The following is a 24,962-nucleotide window of genomic DNA, read 5'->3' as shown; positions in this document are numbered from 1 at the left end:
GGGCCAGTCTTCCATCACTTCGCCAGCGACTCGCTGTGGCACCATTGCAGAGTGCAGCCCGAGAACCGTGAGCCCCTCGCCGATGTCGTCTTCGGCGCGTCCGCATCCGGTCAGCCCGCCGCGTCAGCGCAACCGGGCGGCGCAAATGAGCCGGATGCCGCGGCCACACCCTCCGCGACAGCATCCGTGACCACGACCGACGCCTCACAGCCCGGCCGACACGCCGATTCGAGTGATGCGGCCGGCACTCGCTCGTCGGGGGCGCGCGCCACCTGGGATCGCATCCTCACCGGCAACCGCGACGGCTCGCCCGCGAAGCCCCAGCCCAGCGAGAGCCTGCTGCCCGAACAGCGCGGCAGCCGCCTCGACGACTGGTTCGGCCGCGTCATCAACTCCCCCCGACGCCTGCAGCTCTGGTACTGGGGCGCCCCCGCGCTCGTCACGCTGCTCGCCGCGGTGCTGCGGCTGTGGAATCTCGGCTACCCGCACTCGCTCATCTTCGATGAGACGTTCTATGTGAAGGACGCGTACACGCTCCTAAACAACGGCTACGAGTCATCCTGGCCGACCGGCGCCGACGAGAAGTTCGCGGCGGGCGACACCGACATCTTCCTCGACTCCCCCTCTTATGTGGTGCATCCGCCGCTCGGCAAGTGGCTCATCGCGGCCGGCCTCGGCGTGTTCGGCGCCGGCGACGCTTTCGGGTGGCGCGTCTCGACGGCCGTCATCGGCATCCTCGCGGTCGTGCTGATCATGCTCATCGCGCGCAAACTCTTCGGCAGCACGCTGCTGGCGGTCATGGCCGGGTTCCTGCTCGCGATCGACGGCCACGCCATCGTCATGTCGCGCGTCGCCATCCTCGACAACTCGGTCATGTTCTTCGCGCTCGTGGGCTTCGGCGCGGTCCTGCTCGACCGCGACGATACGAATACGCGCATCGCCGTGAAGCTGCGCGCCCTGCAGGAGAAGGGCACGATGCCCGACTGGGGGCCCGTGCTCTGGTGGCGCCCGTGGCTGCTCGTCGCCGGGATCGCTTTCGGTGCGACGTGTGCCGTGAAGTGGTCTGGCCTCTACTTCCTGGCCTTCTTCGGCATCTATGTCATCGTCGTGGATGCCCTCAACCGCCGCCGGCTCGGAATCCCCTTCTGGCTGAGCGCCGCCGTTCTCAAACAGGGTCCCATCGCCTTCCTCCTGATGGTACCGGTGGCGTTCGTCGTCTACCTCTCGTCGTGGACCGGATGGCTTGTCACCTCGGGCGGCTACTACCGCGACTTCGCCGACCAACCGGGCAACGCCTGGACGGGCACGTTCGCGTGGGTGCCGCACGCGTTGCAATCGCTGCTGCACTATCACGAGAGCGCCTACTCCTACCATGTGGGTCTGCACGAGCCACACCCCTACATGGCCAACCCGCTGGGCTGGCTGCTGCTGCTGCGCCCGACGAGCATGTACTACCAGGCAGTCCCCAACGGCGACTGCTTCTCGGACAACTGCGTGGGCGCCATCACGTCGATCGCCAACCCGCTCATCTGGTGGGCGGCCACCGCGGCGATCCTCTATCTGGTCTATCGCCTCGCCCGCTACCGCGAGTGGCGCGTGGGCCTCATCCTCATGGGCATGGCGGCTGGCTACCTGCCCTGGCTGCTCTACTTGGGCCGCACGGTGTTCCAGTTCTACACGATCGCCTTCGAGCCCTACATGATCCTCGGCTTGGTGTTCGTGCTCGGCCTCATTCTGGGCAAACGAACGGATGAGCGCTACCGACGCACGCGGGGCATCGGCATCGTGGGCGTGTTCCTCGCGGTGGCGACGCTCCTCAGCGCCTTCTGGTATCCGCTGTGGACGGGCACGACCGTGCCGTATTGGTTCTGGTTGATCCACGAGTGGATCCCGTCGTGGATCTAGTCCGGCCGTGAGCGTCGCCGGCCCGTCGCCCGTGACGCCGCCCGCAACGTCGTTCGTCTCGTCGCTCGTGGCATCGACGCGGCGCAACCTGCCGGGTCTCGCGGTCGCAGGCGCGGCCGTGCTGGTGGCATGGGCGGTGCACGCGGTGCTGCCGGCCGTGCCTCTCCTGACCGCGTGCGTGCTGCTCGGCATCCTGATCGGCCAGCTGCCCGCGACGAGGCGGCTGCTCACGGGGGCCGCCAAACCCGGCCTGTCGTTCGCCGCGAAGCGTCTCATGCGCATCGGCGTGGTGTTGCTCGGTCTGAAACTCAGCCTGGTCGACGTGTTCTCGCTCGGCTGGGTGACGCTCGTGTCGACCATCCTGATCGTGTTCGTCACGTTCGGCGCCACGCTGTGGTTCGGTCGGCTGCTGAAGCTGCCGGGCCACGAGCCGCTGCTCGTCGCGACCGGGTTTTCGATCTGCGGCGCCAGCGCGATCGGCGCCATGGGTGGTGTGGTGCGCGCCGACGAGAAGGAGCAGGCCACGCCGGTCGCGCTCGTAACATTGTGCGGAACCCTCGCCATCTTCGTGCTGCCGGCGCTGTGGCATCCGCTCGGTCTCGACGCCACGCAGTTCGGGCACTGGACCGGGGCCAGCGTGCACGATGTCGGGCAGGTCGTCGCCACCGCGCAGATCGCCGGGCCGTCGGCGCTCGCCGTCGCACTCGTCGTGAAGCTCACGCGCGTGCTCATGCTGGCGCCGATCGTGGGTGTCGCCGGTGTGATCGTCAGCCGACGGGATGCCGCGAGCGCCCGCCCGGCCACGAAGCGCCCGCCCCTCATCCCCCTGTTCGTCGCGGGTTTCGTCGCGGCCGTGCTCGTGCGCACGCTCATCGATGTGCCCGCGCCCGTTCTCGCGGCGGCCGACACTCTGCAGACCGTGCTGCTCGGTCTCGCCCTCGTGGCGCTCGGTGCGGCCATCCGTGTCGCATCGCTCGTGCGCACGGGATGGCGCGCCCTCATCGTGGGGCTCGGCTCCTGGGTTCTGATAGCCGCTCTCGCCTTCGGGGCCGTGCAACTCGGCTGAGCTCCGTGCCCGGATTGCGCACGAACCCGGCCTCCGACGCCGAATAACAACCTCTCGGCAACCGTTCGTTCACGATCGGTTTGCTGCGGCTACCTACCGTGAAGGCACGGGCCCGGCGCCATCGCGCCTCCACGCCCGCTCCCCCCTTGCACAGCCGATACGGAGTTTCTTCTTCAATGAGCATTTCTTCAGTCCAAGCGGGGTCTCCCCGCACGCGACGAGTAACGCGATTCTCGATCGCAACACTCGGCACCCTCGGCCTCCTGGCCGGGTCGGTGGCCGTCGCCACGAGCGCCGCGCCCGCCGAAGCAGCAGTCACCTTCCCCACCACCTACCTCAGCACCGCCAACAGCACCTGGACCTACTCGGACAACAACACCGACCCGGCCGCCGGCAACGCCGACCGCCTGGTGTGGACGAAGCCCGCGTTCGACGACGCCGCCTGGAAGAGCGCCAAGGGTGCCTTCGGTGCGAAGAACGGCACCAAGAACATCGGCGCCGGCCTCACCATCAACACGCTGCTGAACCAGTACGCCAACGGAACGTCGAACCCGACCGTGAAGACCTACCACTTCCGCTCGGACTTCACGGTTTCGAGCGAGCAGCTCGCCGCCCTCACGGGCCTGCAGGGCACGATCGTCTACGACGACGCCGTGCAGATCTTCGTAAACGGCACGCCCGTCGCCGGCTTCGTCGACGACAAGGTCAAGGCGGCCCCCGAAGCGCAGCGCAACCTGATGTACGCGGGTAACTCGGGCGGCGACCCCGCGTCGTCCACGTTCACCGTTCCCGCCTCTGCCCTGAAGTCCGGCGAGAACACCATCGCCGTCGCGCTCTACCAGGACCGCGAGACATCCTCGGACATCTTCCTCGACGTTCCGTCGCTCGCACCCGTCTCGGCCAACGCCGAAGCCGTGCTCTCGGACATCGTCATGACGGTCGGTGCCGACGAGACCTCGCGCCGCCTCGCCTGGTACTCCAACCTCGACACCGCGCAGGTCGCCCAGGTGGCCAAGAAGTCGGATATGACGGGCACCGCGTTCCCCGCCGCATCCGCCACCACCGTGCAGGCCGCGGGTGGCAAGACCACGAGCGGCGAATACAACCGTTTCGCTCAGTTCGACACACTCTCCGAGAAGACCGAGTTCGTCTACCGCGTCGGTAGCGAACAAAACGGATGGTCGCCCACCTACGACTTCCGCACCGCCGCCGCCTCGGGCGACTACAGCTTCTTCTTCGTCGGAGACCCGCAGATCGGCGCCTCGGGCAACGTGGCGAACGACCAGGCCGGCTGGACCGACACCCTGAAGGTCGCCCAGGAGACCCGCCCCGACGCCGAGATGCTGTTCTCGGCCGGCGACCAGGTCGAGAGCGCCGGCAACGAGGCGCACTACCAGGCGTTCCTCGCCCCCGACGCCCTGCGCGAGCTGCCCCTCGTGCCCGTCAACGGCAACCACGACGTGGGCTCGAAGGCCTACGAGCAGCACTACAACGTGCCGAACTTCGACCCCACCTCCGGCGCAGCCGGTTCCGCGTCCTCGTCGGGCGGCGACTACTGGTTCATGTACAAGGACGTTCTGTACATGGTGCTGAACTCCAACAGCCAGGACACCGCCAGCCACAAGGCGTTCCTCGAGAAGGTCGTCGCCGAACAGGGCGCCAAGGCCAAGTGGAAGGTGCTCGCGTTCCACCACTCGATCTACTCCGTCGCCTCCCACGTCGACGACGCCGACATCGAGGCACGCCGCGCCGTGCTTCCGCAGATCATCTCGGGCCTCGACATCGACCTCGTGCTCATGGGCCACGACCACAACTACACCCGCACCTACCTGATCAAGGACGGCGTGGTCGCCAACCCCGACGAGGCCGCTGCCCAGGGCACCGTCGAAGCCAAGGACGGTGAGGTGCTCTACGTGACCGCCAACTCCGCCAGCGGTTCGAAGTACTACAACACCAACGAGACCTACCCGCACCCGTGGGCATCCGTCATCAACCAGGAGAAGGTGCGCAACTACTCCACCATCGACGTGACCGACGAGTCGATCACCGTCACCACCATGCGCAGCCAGCAGTCGGGCGCCGACAAGCCCGTGAACAGCGTCGTCGACAAGGTCACCCTCGAGCGTGCGGATGTCACACCGCCCGTTCTGACGGTGCCCGCGGCCTCGTCCATCCAGACCGGTTCGACCTTCGACCCCGCCACGGGCGTCACCGCCACCGACGAGAAGGATGGCGACCTCACGTCGGCCGTCACCGTCTCGGGCACCGTCGACACCGCCACCGAGGGCACCTACACGCTCACCTACAGCGTGACGGATGCCGCCGGCAACACCGCGACGGCAACCCGCCAGGTCACCGTGGCCGACGGCGCGTTCACGCAGCGCGGCCTGCCCACCATCACGGGTGACGCCCGCGTCGGCGAGACCCTCACGGCTTCGGCCGGCGAGTGGACCCCTGCCCCGACGGGTGTGGCCTACCAGTGGCTGCGCGCCGGTCAGCCGATCGACGGCGCCACCTCGGCCACCTACACCCCGGTTGCCGCGGATCTCGCCTCGGCACTCTCGGTGCGCGTGACCGTCTCGGCAGCGAACTACGCCGACGCCGTGGCCTCCTCCGCCGCCGTCGCCGTGGCACCCGCTATCGAGCCGACGCCCGCGCCGACCCCGGCGCCCACGACGGCTCCGACCGACGCACCGACCGCTGCTCCGACGGCCGCGCCCACCGCGCAGCCGACCGGCGCTCCGGCCGCCGACCCGACGGCCACCCCGCTGCCGGGTGCGTCGAACGGCGCGCTGCCCTCGACCGGTAGCGAGACCGCCGCGGGCCTCAGCTTGTTGGCCGTGTTGCTTCTCGTCGCCGGCGGATCGTTCGTCGCCCTGCGCCGCACGCGTCGCCACAGCTAGTCCCCCGGGCGGTGGCCCGGCTCGGTTTTCACCGGCCGAGTCACCGCCCGCCTGCACCACGCACAACGCACAACGCAACACGCTTCACGCTTCACGCTTCACGCTTCATCCGCACCATGCGCGGTGTCGCCGGCCGACACGACCGGGGCACCGCGCCGCACTCGTTCTGAGGAAACCATGTCGACGTCTCCCCGCCCCTTCACGCTTACCCTCGCCGGGACAATCGGCCTCGCCGGACTCCTCTTAGCGGCGACGACGGCCTGCACCAGCGCCGGACCCACGGACGGCGGCCCGCACGCATCCAGCTCTCTGAGCACCGAGGACACCGCCGACGCGTCGGCCACCCGGCCCTCCCCCGGCGCGACATTGCCGCCGGTCGCCGCGCCGCCCGCATCCGCCGACCGCCTCGCCAGTTTCACCGTGCGCATCGTCGCCGCCGACGACGCCCTCTCGGCATCCGGAACCGCGGCGGCCATCGCCTTCGCCGAACAGAACGGCGCGGATGTCGAAGCCTCCGTCTCGGCCGCGGGCGACGACGACGCCTTCGCCGCCCACCTCGAGGAAGCCGTCGCCGCGGCACCGAGCGTGATCCTCACGGTCGGCCCGAACGCCGTCGACTTGGTCGACTCCGCCTCGGCCAACAACATCGGCCAGCTCTTCCTGCTCGTCGGAGCCCAACTGCCCGAACCGACCGCCAATGTCACGGCCGCGGTATGGCCGGGTGCCGACTCTCGGGGCACGGTGTCGATGGCCGAGACATCCCCCGAAGCCTTCTCGGCTCACGTCGACGCGGGACTCGAAGCCGGTTTTGCAGCCATCCTCGCCGATGAGACGGGCTACGTCTACGAAGTTCCCGTGCAGTAGGACCTCCGGCCCGCGGTCGCCTCTGTCAGACAATTCAGGAGCGCTCGGCTACAACGGGTTGCCCAACACGCGCCGGCTACATCAAGCGGCGCACACCGTGCTGCGAGCGCTCGGCGTCACGGTCGAGAAGGTCCTGCCGCAGCTGCGGGTCGTCGTGGAGCGCCTGCTCGGTGCGACCCGCGCGGCCGGTGCGCCTTCGCAGCCAGACGCCCACTCCGATGAGCAGGATGAATCCCACCAGGGCGAGCACGCCGGTCACGATCAATTCGATGGTCATTGTGCCTCCTCCCCACCCAGCCTAGACAGCGCCGCTTCTCCTGAGAAGGGGCCGGACGCGAGGATCCCCCGCAGCGTCAGCCGAGCTTGACGGCCGTCCCGTAGGCGACGACCTCCTGAGCGTTCTGGCCGACCTCACTGGCATCGAAACGCATGGCGACGACGGCATCCGCGCCGACGGCCTCGGCGGCCTCGATCAGGCGCTGCTTGGCCTCCTCGCGGCTCTGCATGAGCTGCTTGGTCAAGCCGCCCAGCTCGCCACCCACGAAGGCCTTGAGGTTGGCGCCGAATTGCACGCCCGCGTTGCGCGAGCGCACCGTGAGGCCCGTGACCTCTCCGATCACCTCGGTGATCTGGCGGCCGGGGACATCGTTCATCGTAGAAATCAACATGACGGCAGTCTTGCAGCCCCATGCGCAGCGATCGAGGGAGCTACATCCCTCTCGACTCTGCGGGCAGGATCTCGGTCAGCAGCTGCTCGATACGGCCCTTGATGTCGTCGCGGATCGGCCGGACCGACTCGATGCCCTGGCCCGCCGGGTCGTCGAGCTGCCAGTCTTCGTAGCGCTTGCCGGGGAAGATCGGGCACGCGTCACCGCAGCCCATCGTGATGACCACGTCGGCCTGTTTGACGGCATCCACCGTGAGGATCTTGGGCACGTTGCCCGCGATGTCGATGCCCTCTTCGGCCATGGCCTCGATGGCGACCGGGTTGATCTCGTTCTTCGGCTCGCTGCCGGCGCTGAACACGTCGACGCGGTCCCCCGCGAGGGCGCTCAGGTAGCCGGCCGCCATCTGCGAGCGGCCGGCGTTGTGCACGCACACGAAGAGCACGGCGGGTTTGTCGGTCATCTGCTCGCCTTACTCGTCGTCCGAGGCATCCTCGTCGTTGTCGAGCGCCTCTTCGTCGGGCCCCATTAGCAGGAACAGGCCCGCGTAGGGTTCGAGGCGCACGCCGAAGGTCTGCAGGTCGTCGACGCGGCCGATCTCGAGACCGGATGCCGCGTCGATCACGGCACGGCGCGGGATGAGTTCGCTCGACCGCACGCTGCCCTCGATGGGCTGGTCGGTGAAGTTCAGCACGGTGACCTGCAGGGGCGCGTCCTCCCAGTCGGCCTTGCCGCCGTCGAGGCGGTGCACCATGACGAGCATGCCGGGGTGCGAGACATCCGGAACGTCGACCTGCGTGCCGATCGCGATGTCGTTGGCGTCGCGGATGGCGAGCAACTCTTTCAGCTGCGAGGCGAACGAGTCGGGGCGCTGCAGCTGCTCGGGCAAGGTGCCGTAGAGCGAGCGCCCGCGGGGCATGCCGGATGCCGACGCCACCGCCTCTTCGTCGAAGCCCATCAGGTCGTGGGCGGCGCGTTCGATCCAGCGCGTGTCACCCTCGGCGATGAGCTCGGAGACCTGTTCGGAGGGCAGCGGCAGGGCGCCCACGAGGTCCCAGGCGGAGAGCGCGAAGACGCCCGGCTGCCACGCGTTGAAGCGCGCGAGCAGCAGGTGGGCGCGGGCGATCATGTCGACGTCGTCCTCGCGGATCTTGTCGAGCTCGTTGAAGCCCTGGGCGGCCGCTATGACGGAGGCCGTGGTGCAGGCGATGCCGTTGGTCGTGAACACGCGGTTGTAGGGCGCGTTCTCGCCCGTGAGGCGTTCGATCATGTCGGCGCGGATGGTTTCGGCGAGGTCGCCGCCCGCCATCTGCTGGTCACGGAACGTGTACTCGTCGGCGCAGTGCAGCGTGGCCCAGTGCACGAGCTCGTAGGTGAGCTCGTCGTGGTTCTGCAGCGCGTGCACGAGCTGAACGGGCTGCACATCGGTCTCGAGCGACGTGCGCAGCGTGAGCCGCAGGAACTCGGTGTCGCCCATGGCCAGCGCGTGCTGGTAGGCGGGCCGGTTGATGAAGTCGTAGGACAGGTCGGCGCCCACACGGCCGGTGTTACGGATGTCTTCGACCGTGAGGTTGAGCTCCTGGAATGTGAAGCCGCCCACCTTGCGCACCATGCTGGCGATGAGGTGGTTCGCGGCCTCGGACAACGGGTGCCCCTCCGACCACGCGGGCATTCCCTCGGCGCTCTTCTCCACGCCGAGGAAACCGTTGGCGTCGAGGCGCAGCGCGCTCGAGCCGAGGTCGCCGAGCGAGTGCAGGGCATCGCCGATGACGAGGCGCATGCCCGCGAAGGTGGGGTCGAGCCAGTTGATCGAGGGCTGACCCTGCTTGAAGTAGTGCAGGTAGACCCAGCGGCGCGTGCGACCGTCGACGCCCAGCACGGGTGCCGTGGCGCTCCAGTTGGTCTCCTTCACGCCGGGCGCATAGAAGATGACGCGCTGCAGGGCGCCGATGATGTAGCCCTGGTCGGCCAGGCTCTGCTCGGCCGTGGCGTCGAGGTTCACGGCATCCCGACCCTCGGGCACGTCGGGCAGCAGAGGCCAGTCCGCCTCAGGGATTTCGATCATGTGATAGATGCCGGGGAAGTCTTTGTAGGCCATCTCGGCGAGGCGGAAGTCGGCGCCCTTGCCCGTGTGACCGGGCACGATGTCGTCGATGACGCTGCCCGAGTACTGGTCGGCCACGTCGCACAGCGAACGGAACTCGTCTTCGGTGCCGAACGCCGGGTCGATCTGCGTGGAGATGCGGTCGAAGTGACCGTCGACGCTGGCCGTCTGCCGCCATCCGGTCAGGCCGCCGGCACGCTTGACGGGGCCCGTGTGCACGGCGTCGATACCGATGCGCTCGAACGCGCGCCACAGGTCTTCGTCGCCGAGGGCGCCGAGGTAGGACTGCCCGGGGCGCGTGATGAGCGAGATCGGGTAGGCGGTGAACCACACCGAGGCCGACTGGATGGCGCGGCGCGCGTCAGGCCGGGCATACGGGTTGCGCCACATGCTGGGCTGACCGGAGTGCTGACGGCTGAGGACGTCGGCGTCGCCGAGCATCGACTGGCGCACCAACCAGGCCACATAAGCCGGGTTCGAGCCGTCGGGTTCGCGGGGGTCGAGCTTCGACCGTGTGATGCCCGAGGTGCGCAGGTGGGCGCTCGGCCGCAAGCGCTTCGGACGGGCCGGATAACGCTCCTCGTCGTACGAAATCTCTGCCGCTTCCGGCACCGTGTCGGGTGTCGTCTCGGGGGTGACGTCAGTGCTGTCGTACTCGGGGGTTTCCGTCATGGTCTTAGTAGATCACGCCCGGGAGAACGCCCGCACCCCCTACCGGCCGCTGCCGCCGATGTGGTGGAATGCGGCGGCAGCGGCCGGGGTGAGATGCACGTCCTCAGCCAGCCTCTTCGACGTGCGCGAGCGCTAGTGGCCGTCGACCATTTTGAGGCCGACGACGCAGCCGACGAGGCCGAGGATGAGGAGGATCTTGATGACCGAGACGGATTCGCCGCCGAAGACCATGGCGTAGACGACCGTGAGGCTGGCGCCGATTCCGACCCAGACGGCGTAGGCCGTGCCGACGGAGATGTCGCGCATGGCGAAGGCGAGGCCGCCCATGCTGGCGATGAGGGCGACGCCGAAGATGATGGTCGGCCAGAGCTTCGTGAAGCCCTCCGACTTGCCGAGGGCCGTGGCCCAGACGGCCTCGAGGATGCCCGACACGATGAGGATGATCCAAGACATGACTGTTACTCACTTTCGTGGTCAGTCTTGTCGCGTTCCGGGTACTGCGCCCTCGTCCGGATGCCGCTCTCGCTGCGGCACTCCCCCAGTATGCCAGGCGTGCCTGATCACGCACTGTGCAGATGGACCTAAGTCCTTGTCAGCGTGCATATCCGTCACTATGTTTTGGCCATGAACAAGACAGCGAAAATTGCCGGTTCGGGCGTCGCAGCACTGTTTCTCGCCCTCTCCCTGAGCATCGCCTCTCCCGCGACGGCCGTTTCGGCCGCCCCCGCCTCTGTCGCTCACGCCGCTCCCGGCGTTGTGAAGACGGCCCTCTCTCCGACCTGCGTCGACGTGACGAAAGAGGGGCGCTCCAAAGGCTTCCCCTACGTCGACGTGAAAAACAAGTGCTCCTCGACGCAGCGGGTGAAAGTGTTGTGGGCATCGGCGCCCGACAGCTCGTGCAACACGCTGAAGCCCGGCCAGTCGTTCCGGGATTCGACCGGGGTCTTCGGGGTCTTCGACGGCCTCCGCAAGTGCTGACCTCACCCATTCTGTAACCGCCCACCTGGCGGGGATGTCTGTGTCCGCACGTTACGCGCGCGGCCCCGGTGTCAGACCCCTCGACTAATCTGGGGCGTATGGCAGATCGCGAATACGGCTTCCGCACGCGTGCGATTCACGCGGGCAACATCCCCGACCAGGTGACGGGCGCGCGAGCGCTGCCCATCTACCAGTCGACGGCTTTCGTGTTCGACGACACGGCCGACGCCGCCGCGCGCTTCGCGCTGCAGAAATACGGCAACATCTACTCGCGGCTCTCCAACCCCACGGTGGCGAGCTTCGAAGAGCGGGTGGCCAGTCTCGAGGGTGGGCTCGGCGCTGTGGCCACCGCATCCGGTCTTGCCGCTCAGTACATCGTGTTCGCGTCGCTCGCGGGTGCCGGCGACCACATCGTCGCGTCAGCGAACCTCTACGGCGGCTCGATCACGCAGTTGGATGTCACGCTGCGCCGTTTCGGGGTCGAGACCACGTTCGTGGGCTCCTCGAACGCCGAGGACTACGCCGCCGCCATCACGCCCCGCACCAAGGTGCTCTTCGCCGAGACCGTGGCCAACCCGTCGGGTGAGATCGCCGATATCGAGGCGCTCGCCGATGTGGCACACGCCCATGGCATCCCGCTCGTCATCGACTCGACCATTGCCACGCCTTATCTCAACCGCCCGATCGAGTGGGGTGCCGACATCGTCACGCACTCGGCCACAAAGTTCTTGGGTGGGCACGGCACCACGGTGGGCGGGCTGGTCGTCGAGAGCGGCCGGTTCGACTACTCGGCCGACAAGTTCCCCCTCTTCCACGAGCCCGTCGCCAGCTATGGCGGCCTGACGTGGGCCGGCAACTTCGGCGAATATGCCTTCCTCACGCGCCTGCGCGCCGAACAGCTGCGCGACATGGGACCCGTTTTGTCGGCCCAGTCCGCCTTCCAGCTGGCGCAGGGTGTCGAGACGCTGCCCTACCGGATCGACGCGCACGTGGCGAACGCCCGAGCCGTGGCCGAATGGCTCGACGCCGACCCGCGCATCGAGGCCGTCAACTGGGCGGGACTGCCCGCGCATCCGCACCACGAGCGCGCCAACAAATACCTGCCGAAGGGGCCGGGCTCGGTCTTCAGCTTCGAGGTCAAGGGCGGTCGACCGGTCGGGCAGAAGCTCATCGAGTCGGTCAACCTGGCCAGCCACCTCGCCAATATCGGCGACGCCAAGACGCTCATCATCCACCCGGCGTCCACCACGCACGCGCAGCTGACCGAACAGCAGCTGCTCGAGGCTGGCGTGCGACCCGGCGTCGTGCGCTTGAGCGTGGGCATCGAAGACCCCGACGACATCATCTACGACCTCGACCAGGCACTCGCCCAGGCAGTGGAGGCATGAGCATGAGCACCGCAACCAGCACCGCCGAGAGCACATCGGCCGGCATCGACGGCAGCGCCGCGGCATCCACCGGGGGCGACACCGTCAACGCCGTGCTCGCCAACGGGCTCAGCTGCCAGCTGCCCGCCGACTCGCCTCTAGCGCGCCTGCTGAAGTCGCAGCGCACCTGGGAGGGGCCCGACGCCAAGAAGCGGCTCGGCATCCTGCGTCGCGCGAAGTCCATCGCGATCGTCGGCGCCTCGTCGAACCCGTCGCGGTCGAGCTACTTCGTCGGCACCTACCTGTTGCAGTCGACCGATTACCGCGTCTACTTCGTCAACCCGAACGCCACCGAGATCCTCGGCCAGAAGGCCTACCCCGACCTCGCATCGCTGCCCGAGGTGCCCGACATCGTCGACGTCTTCCGCAAGGCCAGCGACATTCCGTCGGTCGTCGACGAGGTCGCCGCGGTCGGCTCGCCCGTCATGTGGGTGCAACTCGGCATCTGGAACGAGGATGCGGCGCGCGACGCCGAAGCTCGCGGCATCGAAGTGGTCATGGACCGCTGCGTGAAGATCGAACACGCGCGATTCCACGGCGGCCTGCACCTCATGGGCTTCGACACCGGGCAGATCACGGCTCGCAAGACGATCCGCTAGCGGGACCCCGCCGGCCGATGATAACGGCAGGTTCAGTGGGAATCGAGCCCCTGGATTGCCGGGACACTCGCGCGTAGATTCGTAGGATGAGCCAAAGAATTCTGATCCTCGGCGGCGGATACGCCGGCCTTTACGCTGCGAAAAGCCTGCAGAACCAGAGCGATGCGCTCCTCGAGATCACCGTCGTCGACGCCAACCCCTACATGACCTACCAGCCGCTGCTGCCCGAAGTGGCCGGCGGACACGTCAACCCCGCCGACGTCACCATCGACCTGCGGCGCACCCTGCGCCACTGCACCGTGCTGCGCGGCACCGTCACCGACCTCGACGTCGAACAGAAGACCGCGAACATCGACCTGCTCAACGATCAAGAAATCTCGATCGACTACGACCAGGTCATCCTGGCGCTCGGCGCCGTCACGCGCGTGTTCCCCACGCCCGGGCTGATAGAGAACGCCGTCGGCTTCAAGACCGTCGAAGAAGCCGTCTACACCCACAACCGGGTGCTCGAACAAGTAGCGCGGGCCGCCGAGACCACCGACGAGGCCGAAAAGCGTAAGGCGCTCACGTTCGTGTTCGTGGGCGGCGGCTATACCGGAGTCGAGGCGCTCAGCGAACTGTCCGACCTGTCGAAGAACGCCGTGCGCAATCATCCATCGCTCGACGAATCAGACCTGCACTGGGTGCTCATCGAAGCGCTCGACCGCGTGGCGCCCGAGGTCGGCCCCGAACTCTCGAAGTGGACGCTGCAGGCGCTGCGCGACCGGGGCATCGACATCCGCCTCGAGACCACCATCGAGTCGTGCGAAAACGGCGACGTCACCCTGAAGGGCGGCGACGTCATCCCGGCCAACACCATCGTGTGGACCGCCGGTGTGCAGCCCAACCCGCTCTACAAGAGCACCAACGTGCCGCTCGGGCCCAAAGGCCACGTCATCGCCAACGCGCACCTGCAGGTCATGCGCGAAGACGGCTCGATCGTCGACGGAGCATGGGCGCTCGGCGACAACGCCCAGGTGCCCGACCTCACGGCCGCCAAGCAGCCCGCCTACTACCCGCCGAACGCGCAGAACGCCATGCGACAGGCGCCCGTCGCTGCCAAGAACGTGGTGTCGAGCATCCTGTCGCGGCCCCTCATCGAATACCGCCACGAATCGCTCGGCACGATCGCCAGCTACGGCATCGGGCACGGCGCCGCCAACGTCAAGGGCATCAAGCTGAAGAACCTTCCGGCCTGGATGATGCACCGCGCCTACCATGGGGCCGTCATCCCGACCTTCAACCGCAAGATCCGGGTGTTCATCGGCTGGTTCACCGAGGCCGTGACCTCGCGCGAGACGACGGCGCTGACCGCACTCGAGACGCCGCGCAAGGCATTCACGGCGGCGTTCGGAAAATCGCGCGCGAAGAATTAGAAGGACGACAGGCAGATCGGGTTCGCCCGGAACGAGGCATCGCACAGCGGGCGCTTCGTTCCGGGCGATGCTCATACCGGGCTTGGTATGAGCGGGCGTCGCGCGAGAAGCAGTGAGTTTTTTTACCGCCAGGCTCAGGCGGGCAGCGACGATTCGATGAGCGAGACGATCTCGGGGGCGTCGGGCTCGACCGTGGGGCGGAAGCGGTGCACGCGGCCGTCGGGCGTGATGACGAACTTCTCGAAGTTCCACTTCACGCGGCCCGCCTTGCCGTCGGCATCCTCGGCCTTCGTCAGCTCCTGGTAGAGAGGGTGAGCCGAGCGGCCGTTCACTTTCACCTTCTCGAACATGGGAAACGTGACGCCCCAGGTCATCGAGCAGTACTCCTTGATCTTGTCCTCGTCGCTGAGCTCCTGCAGGAACTGGTTGCTCGGAAAACCGAGCACCGTGAAGCCGCGGTCGCCGTAGGTCTTCTGCAGCTGCTCGAGCTTCTCGTATTGCGGGGCGAGGCCGCACCGTGAGGCCACGTTGACGATGAGCTTCACGGGCGCATAGTCGGCGAGGGTTGCGGCATCCCCGTCGATGGTGGTGATTTCGATGGTGTCGAGCGCGTCGGTCACGGTGTCTTCTCTCTGGTCGAGTCACGCGGTGAGCGTTGTTCGACTCTAACCCCGCGTGTTGGATGTCGGAGCCCACGTGGGTGTATAGTCGACACATCTGAGGTAAAAACGCAGGGTCTGGCCACTGGCCACCTGCGCCGGCACGCGGTATCGAGTGATCCGCCACTTCTTCGCCCAGAAGGAGTGTGCCCACATGTCATCCGAACTCTCACCCGTCGCCTCTCGCCCCGACGGGCCAGCGGCGCCACACACTACGCCGGGGTCGCCGAGCAACACGCCGGGGTCGCTGCGCGAGGCGTGGGTCGCGATCGCCGGGCTGTCCGCCGTGTTCCTGTTCGAGATGCTCGACAACTCGATCTTGAACGTCGCCCTGCCGACGATCGGGCGCGAGTTGCACGCCTCGACCAGCGCGCTGCAGCTCGTGACCAGTTCGTACGCCATCGTCTTCGGCGGCCTGATGCTCGCGCTTAGCGCCCTCGCCGATAGGGTGGGCCGCCGCCGCATCATGCTCATCGGGCTGGTGCTGTTGGCGCTGGCGAGCCTGGCCACCGCCGTGGTGACGACGCCCGAAGAGCTGATCGCCGTGCGCGCCGTGATGGGGGTCGCTGCGGCCATGACCACCCCGGGCTCACTCGCGCTGGCGTTCCGGCTGTTCGAGGACGACACGTTGCGGGTGCGGGCGACGACCGTGATCTCGACGGTCGGGCTCGTCGGGCTGTCCATCGGACCCACGGTCGGCGGCCTCGTGCTGGCGGTCGCACCGTGGCAGGTGCTGCTGCTGATCAATGTGCCGATCGCGGCGCTGGCGTTCATCGGCATCCGGCGCGGAGTTGCCGTGGACGATCCCGAAGGGTTGCACCGTGATCCCGTCGATATCGCGGGCGGCATTCTCGGCACGGTCACGATTGTGGCCACGCTCCTCGCTCCCACGCTCTTCGTCGAGGCTGGGTCGGGTTCGGGTGCGGGTGCGGGTTCGGGTTCCGGTTCGAGCCTGGAAATTGGATCCTGGGCTCCGTGGCTCGCCGTCGCGGCGGCGGTCGTCGCCGGCGCACTCTTCGTGTGGCGCGAACGCACGGCCCGGCATCCATTGCTCGACCTGCGGCTGGTCGCACTCCCCCTCGTCTCGAGCGGCCTGGCCTTCAAGGCCGCGTCGGGGCTCGCGACCGCCGGGCTCGGCTATCTCATCACCCTGCAACTGCAACTCGCGTGGGGATGGTCGCCCGCCCAGGCGGCGCTCGGCATGCTGCCCCAGGTGGTCGTGCTGCTCGGCGGCGGCGTGCTCATCGGGCCCGTCGTGAAACGCGTCGGCCTGGAGAACGCGGCCTGGATGAGCGCGACCGCCGTCGTGGCGGGCCTGGCCGTTTTCGCGACCCTCGGCCGGTTCGGTTACGGCTGGGTGCTGCTGGCGCTCGTGCTCGTCGCGGCCGGGATGCGGGTGGTCGGCGTCGTCGCGGGCACGAACGTGATGCGAGGCCTCCCCTCCACCCGCACGACGATCGGGGCCGCGCTGGTCGACACGGCGAGCGAGGTGGCTACGGCCGTGGGAATTGCGGTGGCCGGAACCATCCTCGCGGCCCTGTTCACAGGTTCGATCACGGCCGGCGGATGGTCGGCTGCCCAGGGTGTCGAGTTCGCGAACGCCGTCGAAATCGGCGGAGGTGTGCTGACGGTTCTGGCGGGGGCTCTGGTGGTCGTCGGGATGGTGCGGGCCCGGAGAGCCTGACGCGCGCGGGTGTTCGGGGGCTGCCTGGAACGGATTCCAGCCCCCGGCTCCCAACCCCTCGGCCTCTCCTGTTGATAAGTCAGCGCACGCTGTATAGTCAGTGCATGCTGACCAGTGCCCCTCGCCTCGATGTTCTCGGCCGACTCGGGCGTGCGCTCGCCGACCCGACCCGCTCACGCATCCTCATGGCCCTGCTCGAGCAGCCCGGCTACCCCGCCCAGCTCGCCCGCGATCTCGACCTCACGCGGTCGAACGTGTCCAACCACCTGAGCTGCCTGCGCGGGTGCGGCATCGTCGTGGCGCTGCCCGAGGGACGGCAGACACGATACGAGATCGCAGACCCTCACCTGACCCGCGCGCTCGAGGCCCTCGTCGATGTCGTTCTGGCCGTCGACGACGGGCGCGACTGCGAAGACGACGCGTGCAACGTTCCGCTGTGCTGCGGCACCGGAGTCGACGAGGGGGCTCGGCCGTGAGCGCGGTGCTCGAGACCTCGCGCCGCGACATCCTGCGCCGCCGCATCCGCCGGATCGTGGCCGCAACCATCGCCTATAACGTGGTCGAAGCGATCATCGCACTCGCCGCGGGGTCGGTGGCGTCATCCGCTGCTCTGATCGGTTTCGGGCTGGACTCGATCGTCGAGGTGCTGTCGGCGGCGGCCGTGGCGTGGCAATTCGCGGCGCCCGACCCCGAGCGGCGCGAAAAGACGGCCCTGCGCGTCATCGCCGTGTCGTTCTTCGGGCTCGCGGCCTATGTGAGCGTCGACGCGGTCCTCTCGCTGGTCGGGATGCGCGAGGCCGATCACAGCCCGGTCGGCATCGTTCTCGCGGCCGTCAGCCTCGTCATCATGCCCGGCCTCAGCTGGCTCGAACGCCGCACCGGACGCGAGCTCGGCTCGGCATCCGCGATCGCCGATTCGAAACAAACCCTCATCTGCAGCTACCTGTCCGCGGCACTGCTCGTGGGGCTGCTGCTGAACGCGCTCCTCGGGTGGGCCTGGGCCGACTCGGTGGCCGCCCTCGTCATCGCCGTCTTCGCCGTGCGCGAGGGGCTCGAGGCGTGGAAGGGCGAGAGTTGCACCGTGCCCGTCTCGGCGCTCACGGGTGAACGTGAGGTCGAGGCCTGCGAGTGTTGCGCGCCGACCCACTGATCAGCTCGTTGAGAGCCGCCTAGCCTCAGCGGTCTAACTCCAGCCGCCGAGGTAGCCGGCCACACGCACGTGGGCGGCAATGGGGTGGATGTCGCAAGCCTCGACCAGCAGATCCCGCACGTGTGCGTCGGCACCCCAGCGCTCGAGGCGCCGAACGGACCGCTCAGAGATGACGCGAACCGTCGAACCGAGATGGACGGCCAGGATGCCCGGGGTCGATGCCTCTCGAAGTCCGCCGAGGAGGTCTAACGAACCGTCGCTCGCCCGCGTCTGCTCGGCGGGCGCTTCGTCATCGGAGAAATTATCTCGATCCGCGGACTCGCCGTGCCCAGCAGCATGGGCTTCCTCGGCGGAGTCGCCGGGCCTAGCCGACTCGACGCGCACGCACTCGTTCAGTTCAACGCGCAAGCGACCGATCGGTGCCTCGCCCGGCGCAACGACGCGCGGGTCGCCGGCGAAGACGCTTGACACCTCTGCGGGCACGACGACCCGAGCCTGCGGCAGCACAGCGAGAACGCTGTCCACACACACGAAAGCAGCGGCGGCGCTCGGAGCACTGCGCAGAACGACGACCACATCCGGAACGGCGGTCAGTAGGGCGCGCGGGCGCGACCCGTCCACCGCGATCACTCTGCTCAAGAGCATAGCCTCGGCGTTCTCGGCATCGCGTCGGCGCCGGTCGTTCTCATCGCGGCCCGCCCAGTCGGCGCCGTCGTGCCAGGCCACGGCGTCGGGTTCGTGCGCGAAGATGCCGCCCGCCAGCCAGGCGCGGTGCGCCCACTCCCAGTCCTCGCCGCCGTAGTGCGAGAAGGTCTCATCGAATCCGCCCGTCTCGGCGAAGAACCACGCCGTGCACGCGAAGACGGCGCCGATGATGTGACGGTAGGAGCGATCATCCGCGTCGAGGAGGTTGCGGGTGCGGCGGTATTCGTCGCGCAGCCACGCGGGTTCGGGCACCTCGCGGGCGGGCCCGGCCTGTTCGACGGGCTCCGAAACGGGGGTGTCGCCGAAGTCGGCGTGCAGGCGGTGGCCGGCGACGACGGTTTCGGGCAGCAGGGACGGGAGTCGCACCATCCGTTCGAGGTAGTGCGGTTCGGGCGAGGTGTCGGCGTCGAGGAAGCAGAGGATGTCGCCGGATGCGTGGGCGGCACCGAGGTTGCGGGCGGCGGCGGCCCTGAAACCCTGGTCCTCTTGCACGAGCAGGGTCACGCCCTCGGGAACGACGGGCGGCACGGGCGACCCGTCGTCGACGACGATGATCTCGACGAGCTCGGGGGCGAGCGTGTGGCGCGCGAGGGCGGCGAGCGTTCGGTCGAGTTCACGCTGCTGGTCGAAGTGCACGACGATCACCGAGACCGTGCGGGCGGGTGGTTCGACCCCGTCGACGAGGTCCCATCCGTTGCCCGGAACCGTGCGGCCGAAGGGCGGCGGCGTGGCAGCGGCGGAGCTCACAGAGCGGCCCACCACTCGGCATACGAGCGAGCCGTGTCACTGACGGTCGGCGACGACGCCGTGCCCGGTTCGACCCAGGTGGCATCGGGGTCGAACCGCAGCCCCGCTATGGCGGCGGCGAGCACCTGCGGATCGCCGTCGTCGAAGAGGGTGAGGGTGCCGGGACGCAGCTGCAACATCTCGGCGAAATACGGCGAGCGGATGGTGAGGGGGCGTCGACCGGCGCTGATCCAGTCGGTGAGCGAACCCGACGCCGAGACGTGTTGATGCGCGATCACGGGCACGGCGACGGCCCGCACCAGGGCATCCCGGTCGTCGACGCTCAGAAAACCGGTGCTGCGAAAGCGCACCCCCAAGGATGCGGCGTGCTCGGCCAGCTCGGCGAGTTCACGTTCGTGCCCGGGCGAGGCGCCGCCGAGCGACACAACTCCGGGGCGCCTCTCCTCGGGCAACAGCGCGACCGCGTCGACGACCTCGCGGTGCCCCTTGCCGGGGTAGAAGAACCCGAGAACCGCGACCTCGTCGAGCGGCTGCCAGGCGTTCGGGCGGGGCGCCGGGGGCTGAGCGGGCAACGGGATGACGTGAGCCACAACGGCCTCACCGAGCGCCTGCTCGAGCAGCCGCCGCTCGTGCTCGCTGTTGCAGACGACCCCGGATGCCGCGGCCACGACCCGTCGATAGGACGCCGTGCGGCGAGCGAAACCTCGCTCGCCGTCGGAGGGCTGCGGCACGTCGTGCAGGGTGACCGTGACGGGGCCCGACGCCGCGAGCCGCTCGATGCGCTGCGCGGCGTCCTCGGCGTCGACGCCCCAGAGTCGATCGGTGAAGTGCAGGTGCCGAGCGGCCGAGCCGTCGTCGGTTTCGGGCGCGAGTTCGACCGGCACCCCGAGGGCGTCCGCGATCGTGCGGGCATACTGGTCGACCCCGTGGAGCGCGTCGCCGCGGTGCAGGAGGGCGGGCGTACCGCTCACAGGAGGCCCAGCGTGGTGAGTGCGGGCGCGTGCCGCGTGAGCCCGGACGTGACCGCGTCGGGGTGCTCGGCATACCAAGCGAGGTGGGCTTCGCGCAGCGTGACGGGGTCGATGTCGAGGCCGCCGACGGTCCACGTGGGTCGGGCTTCGGCATCCAGGCCCCAGGCGTCGATGACGGCTTGGTCGCGCGGTGCGTGGATGTTGTTGAGCAGCTCGCGCGTGAGGGGGACGGGCACGTCGGCGAGGCCGAGACGCGCGCGCACCCGTTCGGCGAGCGCGGTCCAGACCGTGTTGCCCGGGTGATTGATGGTGCGCATGAGCGAGAAGTCGGGCTCGAGGAAGAGGTCGGAGACGACGACGGTTTCGTGCGCCTTCTCGCGGGACCGCAGCTGGCGGGTCGATTCGTCGGCGATCGCACGGATCTGGGTCGCCGTGACGCTGCTGCGGTCACTGTGTGCGCCGCCGCTGTCGCCCGTGGTGGCGCCGTGACTGGAGTCGTCCTCAACGCTGCCGGCCGAGGAATCGACGAGGCCCGCCCGCCGCGCAGCCTCGGCCACGAGCCGCAGGTCGTGATAGGGCACGATGGGCGGCACGAGCGAGGTGTCGGAGGGCGGCCGGATGATCGCCTGGAACGGGTACAACCCGGCGAAACGGATGACCGGAACCGTCGTCGTCTTCGCCCCCGCGGGCAGCAGCGCCCGCATCTGCTCCGAGCCGAGCGGCAGTCCGCGGTAGTCGTTGCGGATGGGCTGCGTGACGAACACGTCGGTGCGCGCCAGGATGCGCGCGAGGAGGGGCATGTCGTCGGCCTCGAGTTCGTGCACGGGCGGGACGCGGAGGAACCGGACATCCTCGTCGCCGAGTGCCACGCGCAGCGATTCGGCCTGGCAGTTGCCCATGATGACGCCACGGGGACGCCCGTCGGTGGAGCTGGACGCCTCATGCGACTCGGCGCCGAAGAAGTCGGCGTAGTGGGTGCGGTAGCCCTCGTCGTGGGACATCAGACCTGATCTCTCGTATCGAACGGCACGAAGTGTTCACCGCAAGGGGTACACCGCCGAGCCCGGAATGTCGGGGGTGAGCGTTACTCTGAATGGTATCCCGCTCACGTCTCTGGCCAGGAGTCCGCATCACCCATAACGCCCGCATTCGCACGCCCCTGCGCGTCGCGTCGGTTCCCGGCGCACACCCCTATATGGAGAGCCTTTTTCGCGCGCTCCCCGAGGTGATCCGACTCGCCGACCCCATCCCCGATCCGTCGTTCCCGACGCGCTGGTGGCCGCCCGCGATGATCGACGCGGAATGGGTGCACCGACACCGGGACGACTTCGACGTAATGCATGTGCACTTCGGCCTCGAATCGCTGCCCGCCGGCCGCCTGCTCGGCGCGCTCGACGCCCTCGACGCGGTCGGGCGCCCGCTCGTCTTCACGGTGCACGACCTCGAGAACCCCAACCTCGACGTGCAGACGGCGCATCTGCGCGACCTCGACGAGATCATCCCGCGGGCCGACGCCATCCTCACCCTGACGGGCACGGCCGCCGCCGAGATCACGCAGCGCTGGGGCCGCACGGCCCTCGTCGCCCCGCACCCCGCGATCACCTCCGTCGGCGCATCGACCCCGCGCGGCCGCCTCTCCGCCGAGCGCATCGTCGGCATGCACCTGCGCGATGTGCGCCCCAACATCGACGCCATCGGCGCCGCCCGCAGCCTGCTCGGCGCCCTCGACCTCCTGGCCGCCAATGGCACGCCCGTGCGCGGCCGCATCACGGTGCACGACCGTGTGCGCGATGCGCGTGCCCGCGATGCCGTGCTGGCGCTCGTCACCGACCGCGCCGATGTCGACGTCGAGGTGGTCTCGCGGCCGAGCGATCAGGCCCTCGAGGCCGAGCTCGCCGGCCTCGATGTCGAGATCCTCCCCTACCGTCACGGCACGCACTCGGGGTGGGTCGAGCTCTGTTACGACCTGGCCGTGCCCGTTGTGGGCACGTCGGCCGGGCACATGTCCGACCAGCATCCGGATGACTTCGAGTCCTACTCGCTGGGCGACAGCGCCTCACTCGCCTCGGCCATCGACCGCTCCCTCGCGTCGGGCACCCGCCCGGGCACGGCCGAGCGCGGTCGGGCGATCGTCGCACACGCCGCCCACCGCCGCAGGCAGCGCCAGCACGTGGCCGACGTGCACCTGGGTGTGTACCTGTCGGCGATCGCGGCGCGCCAATCGGTGGGCGACACGGGGTTCGCGGCGCTCGACGGCGACCAGCAAACCGCCTGACCTCGGCGCAACTCTGTGCGGTTCCGCACGGTCGAACCGCCCGTTAGTTGTGCGAGATGGCACAGTCTTGCGTCCCCCGGGCACGCCCCGTTTCAGCTGCAAGCCCCCGCGTATAGTGGCAGCGGTACCAGGTAAGGAGCCCCATGGCGGTGTACGTTTCGGCGTTCGATCTCTTCTCGATCGGAATCGGCCCCTCGTCGTCACACACGGTCGGCCCCATGCGAGCGGCCCTCGTTTTCGCCCAGCGCCTCTACGCCGCCGGGCTGCTCGAGAGCGTCGACCGCGTCACCTGCTCCCTCTACGGTTCGCTCGGCTCGACCGGAATCGGCCACGGCACCCCGGATGCCGTCGTCGCGGGCCTCGCCGGTTTCGCCCCCGAGACCTGTGACCCGGATGACGTCCGCGGTGCGTGGACCGCGCTCGGCGACGGCGGCCAGACCGTGCTCGTGGCGGGCGAGCGACCGGTCACGATGATCATGGGCGACGTGTCGTTCGAACCGCGGACGCGTCTGCCCGGACATCCCAACGCCCTGGCCTTTCACGCCTGGCACGAGGGCGACGCGCTGCCCCTCGTGAGCGAAACCTACTTCTCGGTCGGCGGCGGCTTCATTCACCGCGAGGGCGAAGACGGCGCGGATGCTGCAGAGCCCGTCTACCCGCACCCCTATCGCACGGCCACCGAACTCTTACAGATCACCCGGGACACCGGCCTGAGCATCTGTCAGATCGCGCGCGCCAACGAGGAAGCCATCCGCCCGCGCGCCGAGGTGGATGCCGGACTCGACGCCATCTGGTCGGCCATGGCATCGTGCGTGGCCCACGGGCTCGAGACCGAGGGCGTGCTGCCCGGAGGCCTCAACGTCAAACGCCGAGCCAACCTCGTGAAGAAGCGCCTGGATGCCGTGACCAACCCGGCCGAGCGCGACCTCGCGACCGAGTGGCTGCAGGCCTTCGCCCTCGCGGTGAACGAGGAGAACGCCTCGGGCGGGCGGGTCGTCACCGCTCCGACGAACGGGGCCGCCGGAATCATCCCCGCCGTCGCCAGCTACTACCTGCGTTTCGTGCCGGGCGCCTCGGCCGACGGCATCCGCCGCTTCCTGCTGACGGCCACGGCCATCGGCTCGCTGTTCAAGGCCAACGCGTCGATCTCGGGCGCCGAGGGCGGCTGCCAGGCCGAGGTCGGTTCGGCGTGCGCGATGGCCGCGGGAGCACTGTGCGCCGTGCTCGGCGGAACCCCCGCGCAGGTCGAGAACGCCGCCGAGATCGCCATGGAACATCACCTCGGCCTCACGTGCGACCCGGTCGCGGGCCTCGTGCAGATCCCCTGCATCGAGCGCAACGCCATCGCCTCGTCGACCGCCGTCAGTGCCGCGCGCCTCTCCCTGCACGGCGACGGCACGCACCTCGTCTCGCTCGACATGGTCATCGAAACCATGCGCCAGACGGGCATCGACATGTCCACGCGCTACAAGGAGACCAGCGAAGGCGGGCTCGCGGTCAACGTCACCGAGTGCTGACGCGGCGGGTGGCGAGCGGGTCGAGCCCGAGCGCTGTGAGCGTGCGCGAGGCGTGTGCCGCGGCATCCGCTCGGCTCGGGGATGCTTCGAGCCCCAGCAGTCGGCGACGGTGCGGCTCTCCCAGCAGCGCGCCGTAGAGCAGTTCGGCGAGGGGGGCGTCACGCGTGAACCCCTCGAGGTCGGCGATCGATCGGCGGGGCGCGCGGTCGTAGAAGCGGGCCGCGAGGTCGGGAAAATGCGGCGCCTGGGCCACCACGAGGCGGTGCAGCGCGATCGCGTCGTCGCCGTGCAGCCGGAAGACGAGGTCGGTCGACGCGTCGAGGAGCGTGGCAGGCGCCGGCTGCCCGGCCTCGCCCACAGCAGCGGCCGTATCGTGAGCGGCGTTGAGGCGGGTCTCGATGGCAGCTTCGGCGTGCGCACTCGGAACGGCCGTCTCGGCATCGTGCAGCCGGTCGACGGCGGCCTCGAAGACCCCGGCCTTGTCGCCGAAATAGGTGTAGACGGTGCGTTTGGCGACGGCCGCGGCGGCCGCGATGGCGTCGATCGTGGTGGCGTCGAAACCGAGGCGCGTGAATTGCTCGATGCCCGCGTCGATGATCGCGTCGCGCCGAGCGCTGCGTTCCTCGGCCGTCGGACGGCCCCGTTTGGCGGTCATC

General features: G+C 68.8%; 23 protein-coding genes and 1 riboswitch. Of the genes, 13 read left to right on the top strand and 10 right to left on the bottom strand.

The genetic code is table 11. From position 1 onward, the window contains the following. Positions 1 to 51: 51 nt before the first annotated feature. The 4 genes from ACUWEX_RS05125 (at position 52) to ACUWEX_RS05110 (ending at position 6,738) form a co-directional block, all read left to right on the top strand. Positions 52 to 1,905 (top strand): dolichyl-phosphate-mannose--protein mannosyltransferase, encoded by a 1,854-nt coding sequence (locus ACUWEX_RS05125; RefSeq protein WP_445997314.1) that lies wholly within the window; start codon positions 52 to 54, stop codon positions 1,903 to 1,905. Positions 1,906 to 1,936: 31 nt separating this feature from the next. Next, positions 1,937 to 2,971, top strand: coding sequence for a YeiH family protein (locus ACUWEX_RS05120; RefSeq protein ID WP_445997604.1), 1,035 nt, complete (start codon positions 1,937 to 1,939; stop codon positions 2,969 to 2,971). A gap of 176 nt (positions 2,972 to 3,147) precedes the next feature. Then, positions 3,148 to 5,874, top strand: coding sequence for an immunoglobulin-like domain-containing protein (locus ACUWEX_RS05115; protein WP_445997313.1), 2,727 nt, complete (start codon positions 3,148 to 3,150; stop codon positions 5,872 to 5,874). 177 nt (positions 5,875 to 6,051) lie between these two features. After that, complete coding sequence (locus ACUWEX_RS05110) at positions 6,052 to 6,738, top strand: hypothetical protein (RefSeq protein WP_445997312.1); 687 nt, start codon at positions 6,052 to 6,054, stop codon at positions 6,736 to 6,738. A 76-nt stretch (positions 6,739 to 6,814) separates the two neighbouring features. Here the strand turns inward: ACUWEX_RS05110 and ACUWEX_RS05105 are convergent, their stop codons facing one another. From ACUWEX_RS05105 to ACUWEX_RS05085, 5 genes are all read right to left on the bottom strand, one after another. Continuing rightward, positions 6,815 to 7,015, bottom strand: a complete 201-nt coding sequence (locus tag ACUWEX_RS05105) for a hypothetical protein (RefSeq protein ID WP_079727133.1) — start codon at positions 7,013 to 7,015, stop codon at positions 6,815 to 6,817. 76 nt (positions 7,016 to 7,091) lie between these two features. Further along, positions 7,092 to 7,406: a YbjQ family protein gene (locus tag ACUWEX_RS05100; RefSeq protein WP_445997311.1), complete on the bottom strand. Its 315-nt coding sequence runs from the start codon at positions 7,404 to 7,406 to the stop codon at positions 7,092 to 7,094. Positions 7,407 to 7,446: 40 nt separating this feature from the next. After that, entirely contained in the window at positions 7,447 to 7,866 is a 420-nt protein-coding gene (locus ACUWEX_RS05095; RefSeq protein ID WP_445997310.1) for an arsenate reductase ArsC, read from the bottom strand. 9 nt (positions 7,867 to 7,875) lie between these two features. Then, the gene (gene treS / locus ACUWEX_RS05090; RefSeq protein ID WP_445997309.1) at positions 7,876 to 10,179 is read right to left on the bottom strand and encodes a maltose alpha-D-glucosyltransferase; all 2,304 of its coding nucleotides are present in this window, start codon (positions 10,177 to 10,179) and stop codon (positions 7,876 to 7,878) included. A 132-nt stretch (positions 10,180 to 10,311) separates the two neighbouring features. Then, on the bottom strand, positions 10,312 to 10,632 hold the full coding sequence (locus tag ACUWEX_RS05085) for a DMT family transporter (protein WP_079727129.1): 321 nt from the start codon (positions 10,630 to 10,632) through the stop codon (positions 10,312 to 10,314). A 17-nt stretch (positions 10,633 to 10,649) separates the two neighbouring features. Beyond that, positions 10,650 to 10,716, bottom strand: a riboswitch (guanidine-III (ykkC-III) riboswitch). 87 nt (positions 10,717 to 10,803) lie between these two features. Between ACUWEX_RS05085 and ACUWEX_RS05080 the strand changes: the two genes are divergently transcribed. From ACUWEX_RS05080 to ACUWEX_RS05065, 4 genes are all read left to right on the top strand, one after another. Further along, the gene (locus ACUWEX_RS05080) at positions 10,804 to 11,157 is read left to right on the top strand and encodes a hypothetical protein (RefSeq protein WP_079727128.1); all 354 of its coding nucleotides are present in this window, start codon (positions 10,804 to 10,806) and stop codon (positions 11,155 to 11,157) included. Positions 11,158 to 11,255: 98 nt separating this feature from the next. Further along, entirely contained in the window at positions 11,256 to 12,545 is a 1,290-nt protein-coding gene (locus tag ACUWEX_RS05075; protein ID WP_079727127.1) for an O-acetylhomoserine aminocarboxypropyltransferase/cysteine synthase family protein, read from the top strand. A gap of 146 nt (positions 12,546 to 12,691) precedes the next feature. Next, entirely contained in the window at positions 12,692 to 13,183 is a 492-nt protein-coding gene (locus ACUWEX_RS05070) for a CoA-binding protein (RefSeq protein WP_445997603.1), read from the top strand. 86 nt (positions 13,184 to 13,269) lie between these two features. Next, positions 13,270 to 14,598: an NAD(P)/FAD-dependent oxidoreductase gene (locus ACUWEX_RS05065; protein WP_445997308.1), complete on the top strand. Its 1,329-nt coding sequence runs from the start codon at positions 13,270 to 13,272 to the stop codon at positions 14,596 to 14,598. A gap of 134 nt (positions 14,599 to 14,732) precedes the next feature. Here ACUWEX_RS05065 and ACUWEX_RS05060 read toward each other — a convergent pair whose 3' ends face one another. Continuing rightward, the gene (locus tag ACUWEX_RS05060; protein WP_079727121.1) at positions 14,733 to 15,218 is read right to left on the bottom strand and encodes a glutathione peroxidase; all 486 of its coding nucleotides are present in this window, start codon (positions 15,216 to 15,218) and stop codon (positions 14,733 to 14,735) included. 193 nt (positions 15,219 to 15,411) lie between these two features. Here ACUWEX_RS05060 and ACUWEX_RS05055 point away from each other — a divergent pair, with 193 nt between their 5' ends. From ACUWEX_RS05055 to ACUWEX_RS05045, 3 genes are all read left to right on the top strand, one after another. Continuing rightward, a complete protein-coding gene (locus tag ACUWEX_RS05055; RefSeq protein WP_445997307.1) occupies positions 15,412 to 16,941 on the top strand; it encodes an MFS transporter in 1,530 nt (509 codons plus the stop codon). Positions 16,942 to 17,045: 104 nt separating this feature from the next. Continuing rightward, positions 17,046 to 17,417: a Cd(II)/Pb(II)-sensing metalloregulatory transcriptional regulator CmtR gene (gene cmtR, locus ACUWEX_RS05050; RefSeq protein WP_445997306.1), complete on the top strand. Its 372-nt coding sequence runs from the start codon at positions 17,046 to 17,048 to the stop codon at positions 17,415 to 17,417. Positions 17,418 to 17,422: 5 nt separating this feature from the next. Beyond that, entirely contained in the window at positions 17,423 to 18,091 is a 669-nt protein-coding gene (locus ACUWEX_RS05045) for a cation transporter (protein ID WP_445997602.1), read from the top strand. A gap of 33 nt (positions 18,092 to 18,124) precedes the next feature. Here ACUWEX_RS05045 and ACUWEX_RS05040 read toward each other — a convergent pair whose 3' ends face one another. Genes ACUWEX_RS05040 through ACUWEX_RS05030 form a run of 3 tightly spaced genes read right to left on the bottom strand, consistent with a single transcriptional unit; the run spans position 18,125 to position 21,515 of the window. Beyond that, complete coding sequence (locus ACUWEX_RS05040; RefSeq protein WP_445997305.1) at positions 18,125 to 19,543, bottom strand: glycosyltransferase family 2 protein; 1,419 nt, start codon at positions 19,541 to 19,543, stop codon at positions 18,125 to 18,127. Beyond that, positions 19,540 to 20,514: a hypothetical protein gene (locus ACUWEX_RS05035; RefSeq protein ID WP_445997304.1), complete on the bottom strand. Its 975-nt coding sequence runs from the start codon at positions 20,512 to 20,514 to the stop codon at positions 19,540 to 19,542. Before ACUWEX_RS05035 ends, ACUWEX_RS05040 begins: the two co-directional genes overlap by 4 nt. After that, positions 20,511 to 21,515 (bottom strand): WcbI family polysaccharide biosynthesis putative acetyltransferase, encoded by a 1,005-nt coding sequence (locus ACUWEX_RS05030; RefSeq protein WP_445997303.1) that lies wholly within the window; start codon positions 21,513 to 21,515, stop codon positions 20,511 to 20,513. The genes ACUWEX_RS05035 and ACUWEX_RS05030 overlap by 4 nt, the downstream gene beginning before the upstream one ends. Positions 21,516 to 21,607: 92 nt before the next feature. Here ACUWEX_RS05030 and ACUWEX_RS05025 point away from each other — a divergent pair, with 92 nt between their 5' ends. Both ACUWEX_RS05025 and ACUWEX_RS05020 read left to right on the top strand, forming a co-directional pair. Further along, positions 21,608 to 22,789 (top strand): glycosyltransferase, encoded by a 1,182-nt coding sequence (locus ACUWEX_RS05025; RefSeq protein WP_445997302.1) that lies wholly within the window; start codon positions 21,608 to 21,610, stop codon positions 22,787 to 22,789. Positions 22,790 to 22,932: 143 nt separating this feature from the next. Further along, positions 22,933 to 24,306, top strand: a complete 1,374-nt coding sequence (locus ACUWEX_RS05020; protein ID WP_445997301.1) for an L-serine ammonia-lyase — start codon at positions 22,933 to 22,935, stop codon at positions 24,304 to 24,306. Here the strand turns inward: ACUWEX_RS05020 and ACUWEX_RS05015 are convergent. Then, entirely contained in the window at positions 24,293 to 24,961 is a 669-nt protein-coding gene (locus ACUWEX_RS05015; RefSeq protein WP_445997300.1) for a TetR family transcriptional regulator, read from the bottom strand. The genes ACUWEX_RS05020 and ACUWEX_RS05015 overlap by 14 nt on opposite strands. Position 24,962: the final 1 nt, after the last annotated feature.

Source organism: Okibacterium fritillariae (assembly GCF_052783725.1).
Note: the sequence above shows the minus strand (reverse complement) of the source record. Positions and strands in the feature narration are given on the sequence as shown.

What these genes read in the sequence shown, in the direction of transcription:
- ACUWEX_RS05115 (WP_445997313.1), top strand. Translation starts at nt 3,148, where the DNA reads ATGAGCATTTCTTCAGTCCAAGCGGGGTCTCCCCGCACGCGACGAGTA.
- ACUWEX_RS05110 (WP_445997312.1), top strand. Translation starts at nt 6,052, where the DNA reads ATGTCGACGTCTCCCCGCCCCTTCACGCTTACCCTCGCCGGGACAATC.
- ACUWEX_RS05105 (WP_079727133.1), bottom strand. Translation starts at nt 7,015, where the DNA reads ATGACCATCGAATTGATCGTGACCGGCGTGCTCGCCCTGGTGGGATTC.
- ACUWEX_RS05100 (WP_445997311.1), bottom strand. Translation starts at nt 7,406, where the DNA reads ATGTTGATTTCTACGATGAACGATGTCCCCGGCCGCCAGATCACCGAG.
- ACUWEX_RS05095 (WP_445997310.1), bottom strand. Translation starts at nt 7,866, where the DNA reads ATGACCGACAAACCCGCCGTGCTCTTCGTGTGCGTGCACAACGCCGGC.
- treS (WP_445997309.1), bottom strand. Translation starts at nt 10,179, where the DNA reads ATGACGGAAACCCCCGAGTACGACAGCACTGACGTCACCCCCGAGACG.
- ACUWEX_RS05085 (WP_079727129.1), bottom strand. Translation starts at nt 10,632, where the DNA reads ATGTCTTGGATCATCCTCATCGTGTCGGGCATCCTCGAGGCCGTCTGG.
- ACUWEX_RS05080 (WP_079727128.1), top strand. Translation starts at nt 10,804, where the DNA reads ATGAACAAGACAGCGAAAATTGCCGGTTCGGGCGTCGCAGCACTGTTT.
- ACUWEX_RS05075 (WP_079727127.1), top strand. Translation starts at nt 11,256, where the DNA reads ATGGCAGATCGCGAATACGGCTTCCGCACGCGTGCGATTCACGCGGGC.
- ACUWEX_RS05065 (WP_445997308.1), top strand. Translation starts at nt 13,270, where the DNA reads ATGAGCCAAAGAATTCTGATCCTCGGCGGCGGATACGCCGGCCTTTAC.
- ACUWEX_RS05055 (WP_445997307.1), top strand. Translation starts at nt 15,412, where the DNA reads ATGTCATCCGAACTCTCACCCGTCGCCTCTCGCCCCGACGGGCCAGCG.
- cmtR (WP_445997306.1), top strand. Translation starts at nt 17,046, where the DNA reads ATGCTGACCAGTGCCCCTCGCCTCGATGTTCTCGGCCGACTCGGGCGT.
- ACUWEX_RS05030 (WP_445997303.1), bottom strand. Translation starts at nt 21,515, where the DNA reads ATGTCCCACGACGAGGGCTACCGCACCCACTACGCCGACTTCTTCGGC.
- ACUWEX_RS05025 (WP_445997302.1), top strand. Translation starts at nt 21,608, where the DNA reads ATGGTATCCCGCTCACGTCTCTGGCCAGGAGTCCGCATCACCCATAAC.
- ACUWEX_RS05020 (WP_445997301.1), top strand. Translation starts at nt 22,933, where the DNA reads ATGGCGGTGTACGTTTCGGCGTTCGATCTCTTCTCGATCGGAATCGGC.
- ACUWEX_RS05015 (WP_445997300.1), bottom strand. Translation starts at nt 24,961, where the DNA reads ATGACCGCCAAACGGGGCCGTCCGACGGCCGAGGAACGCAGCGCTCGG.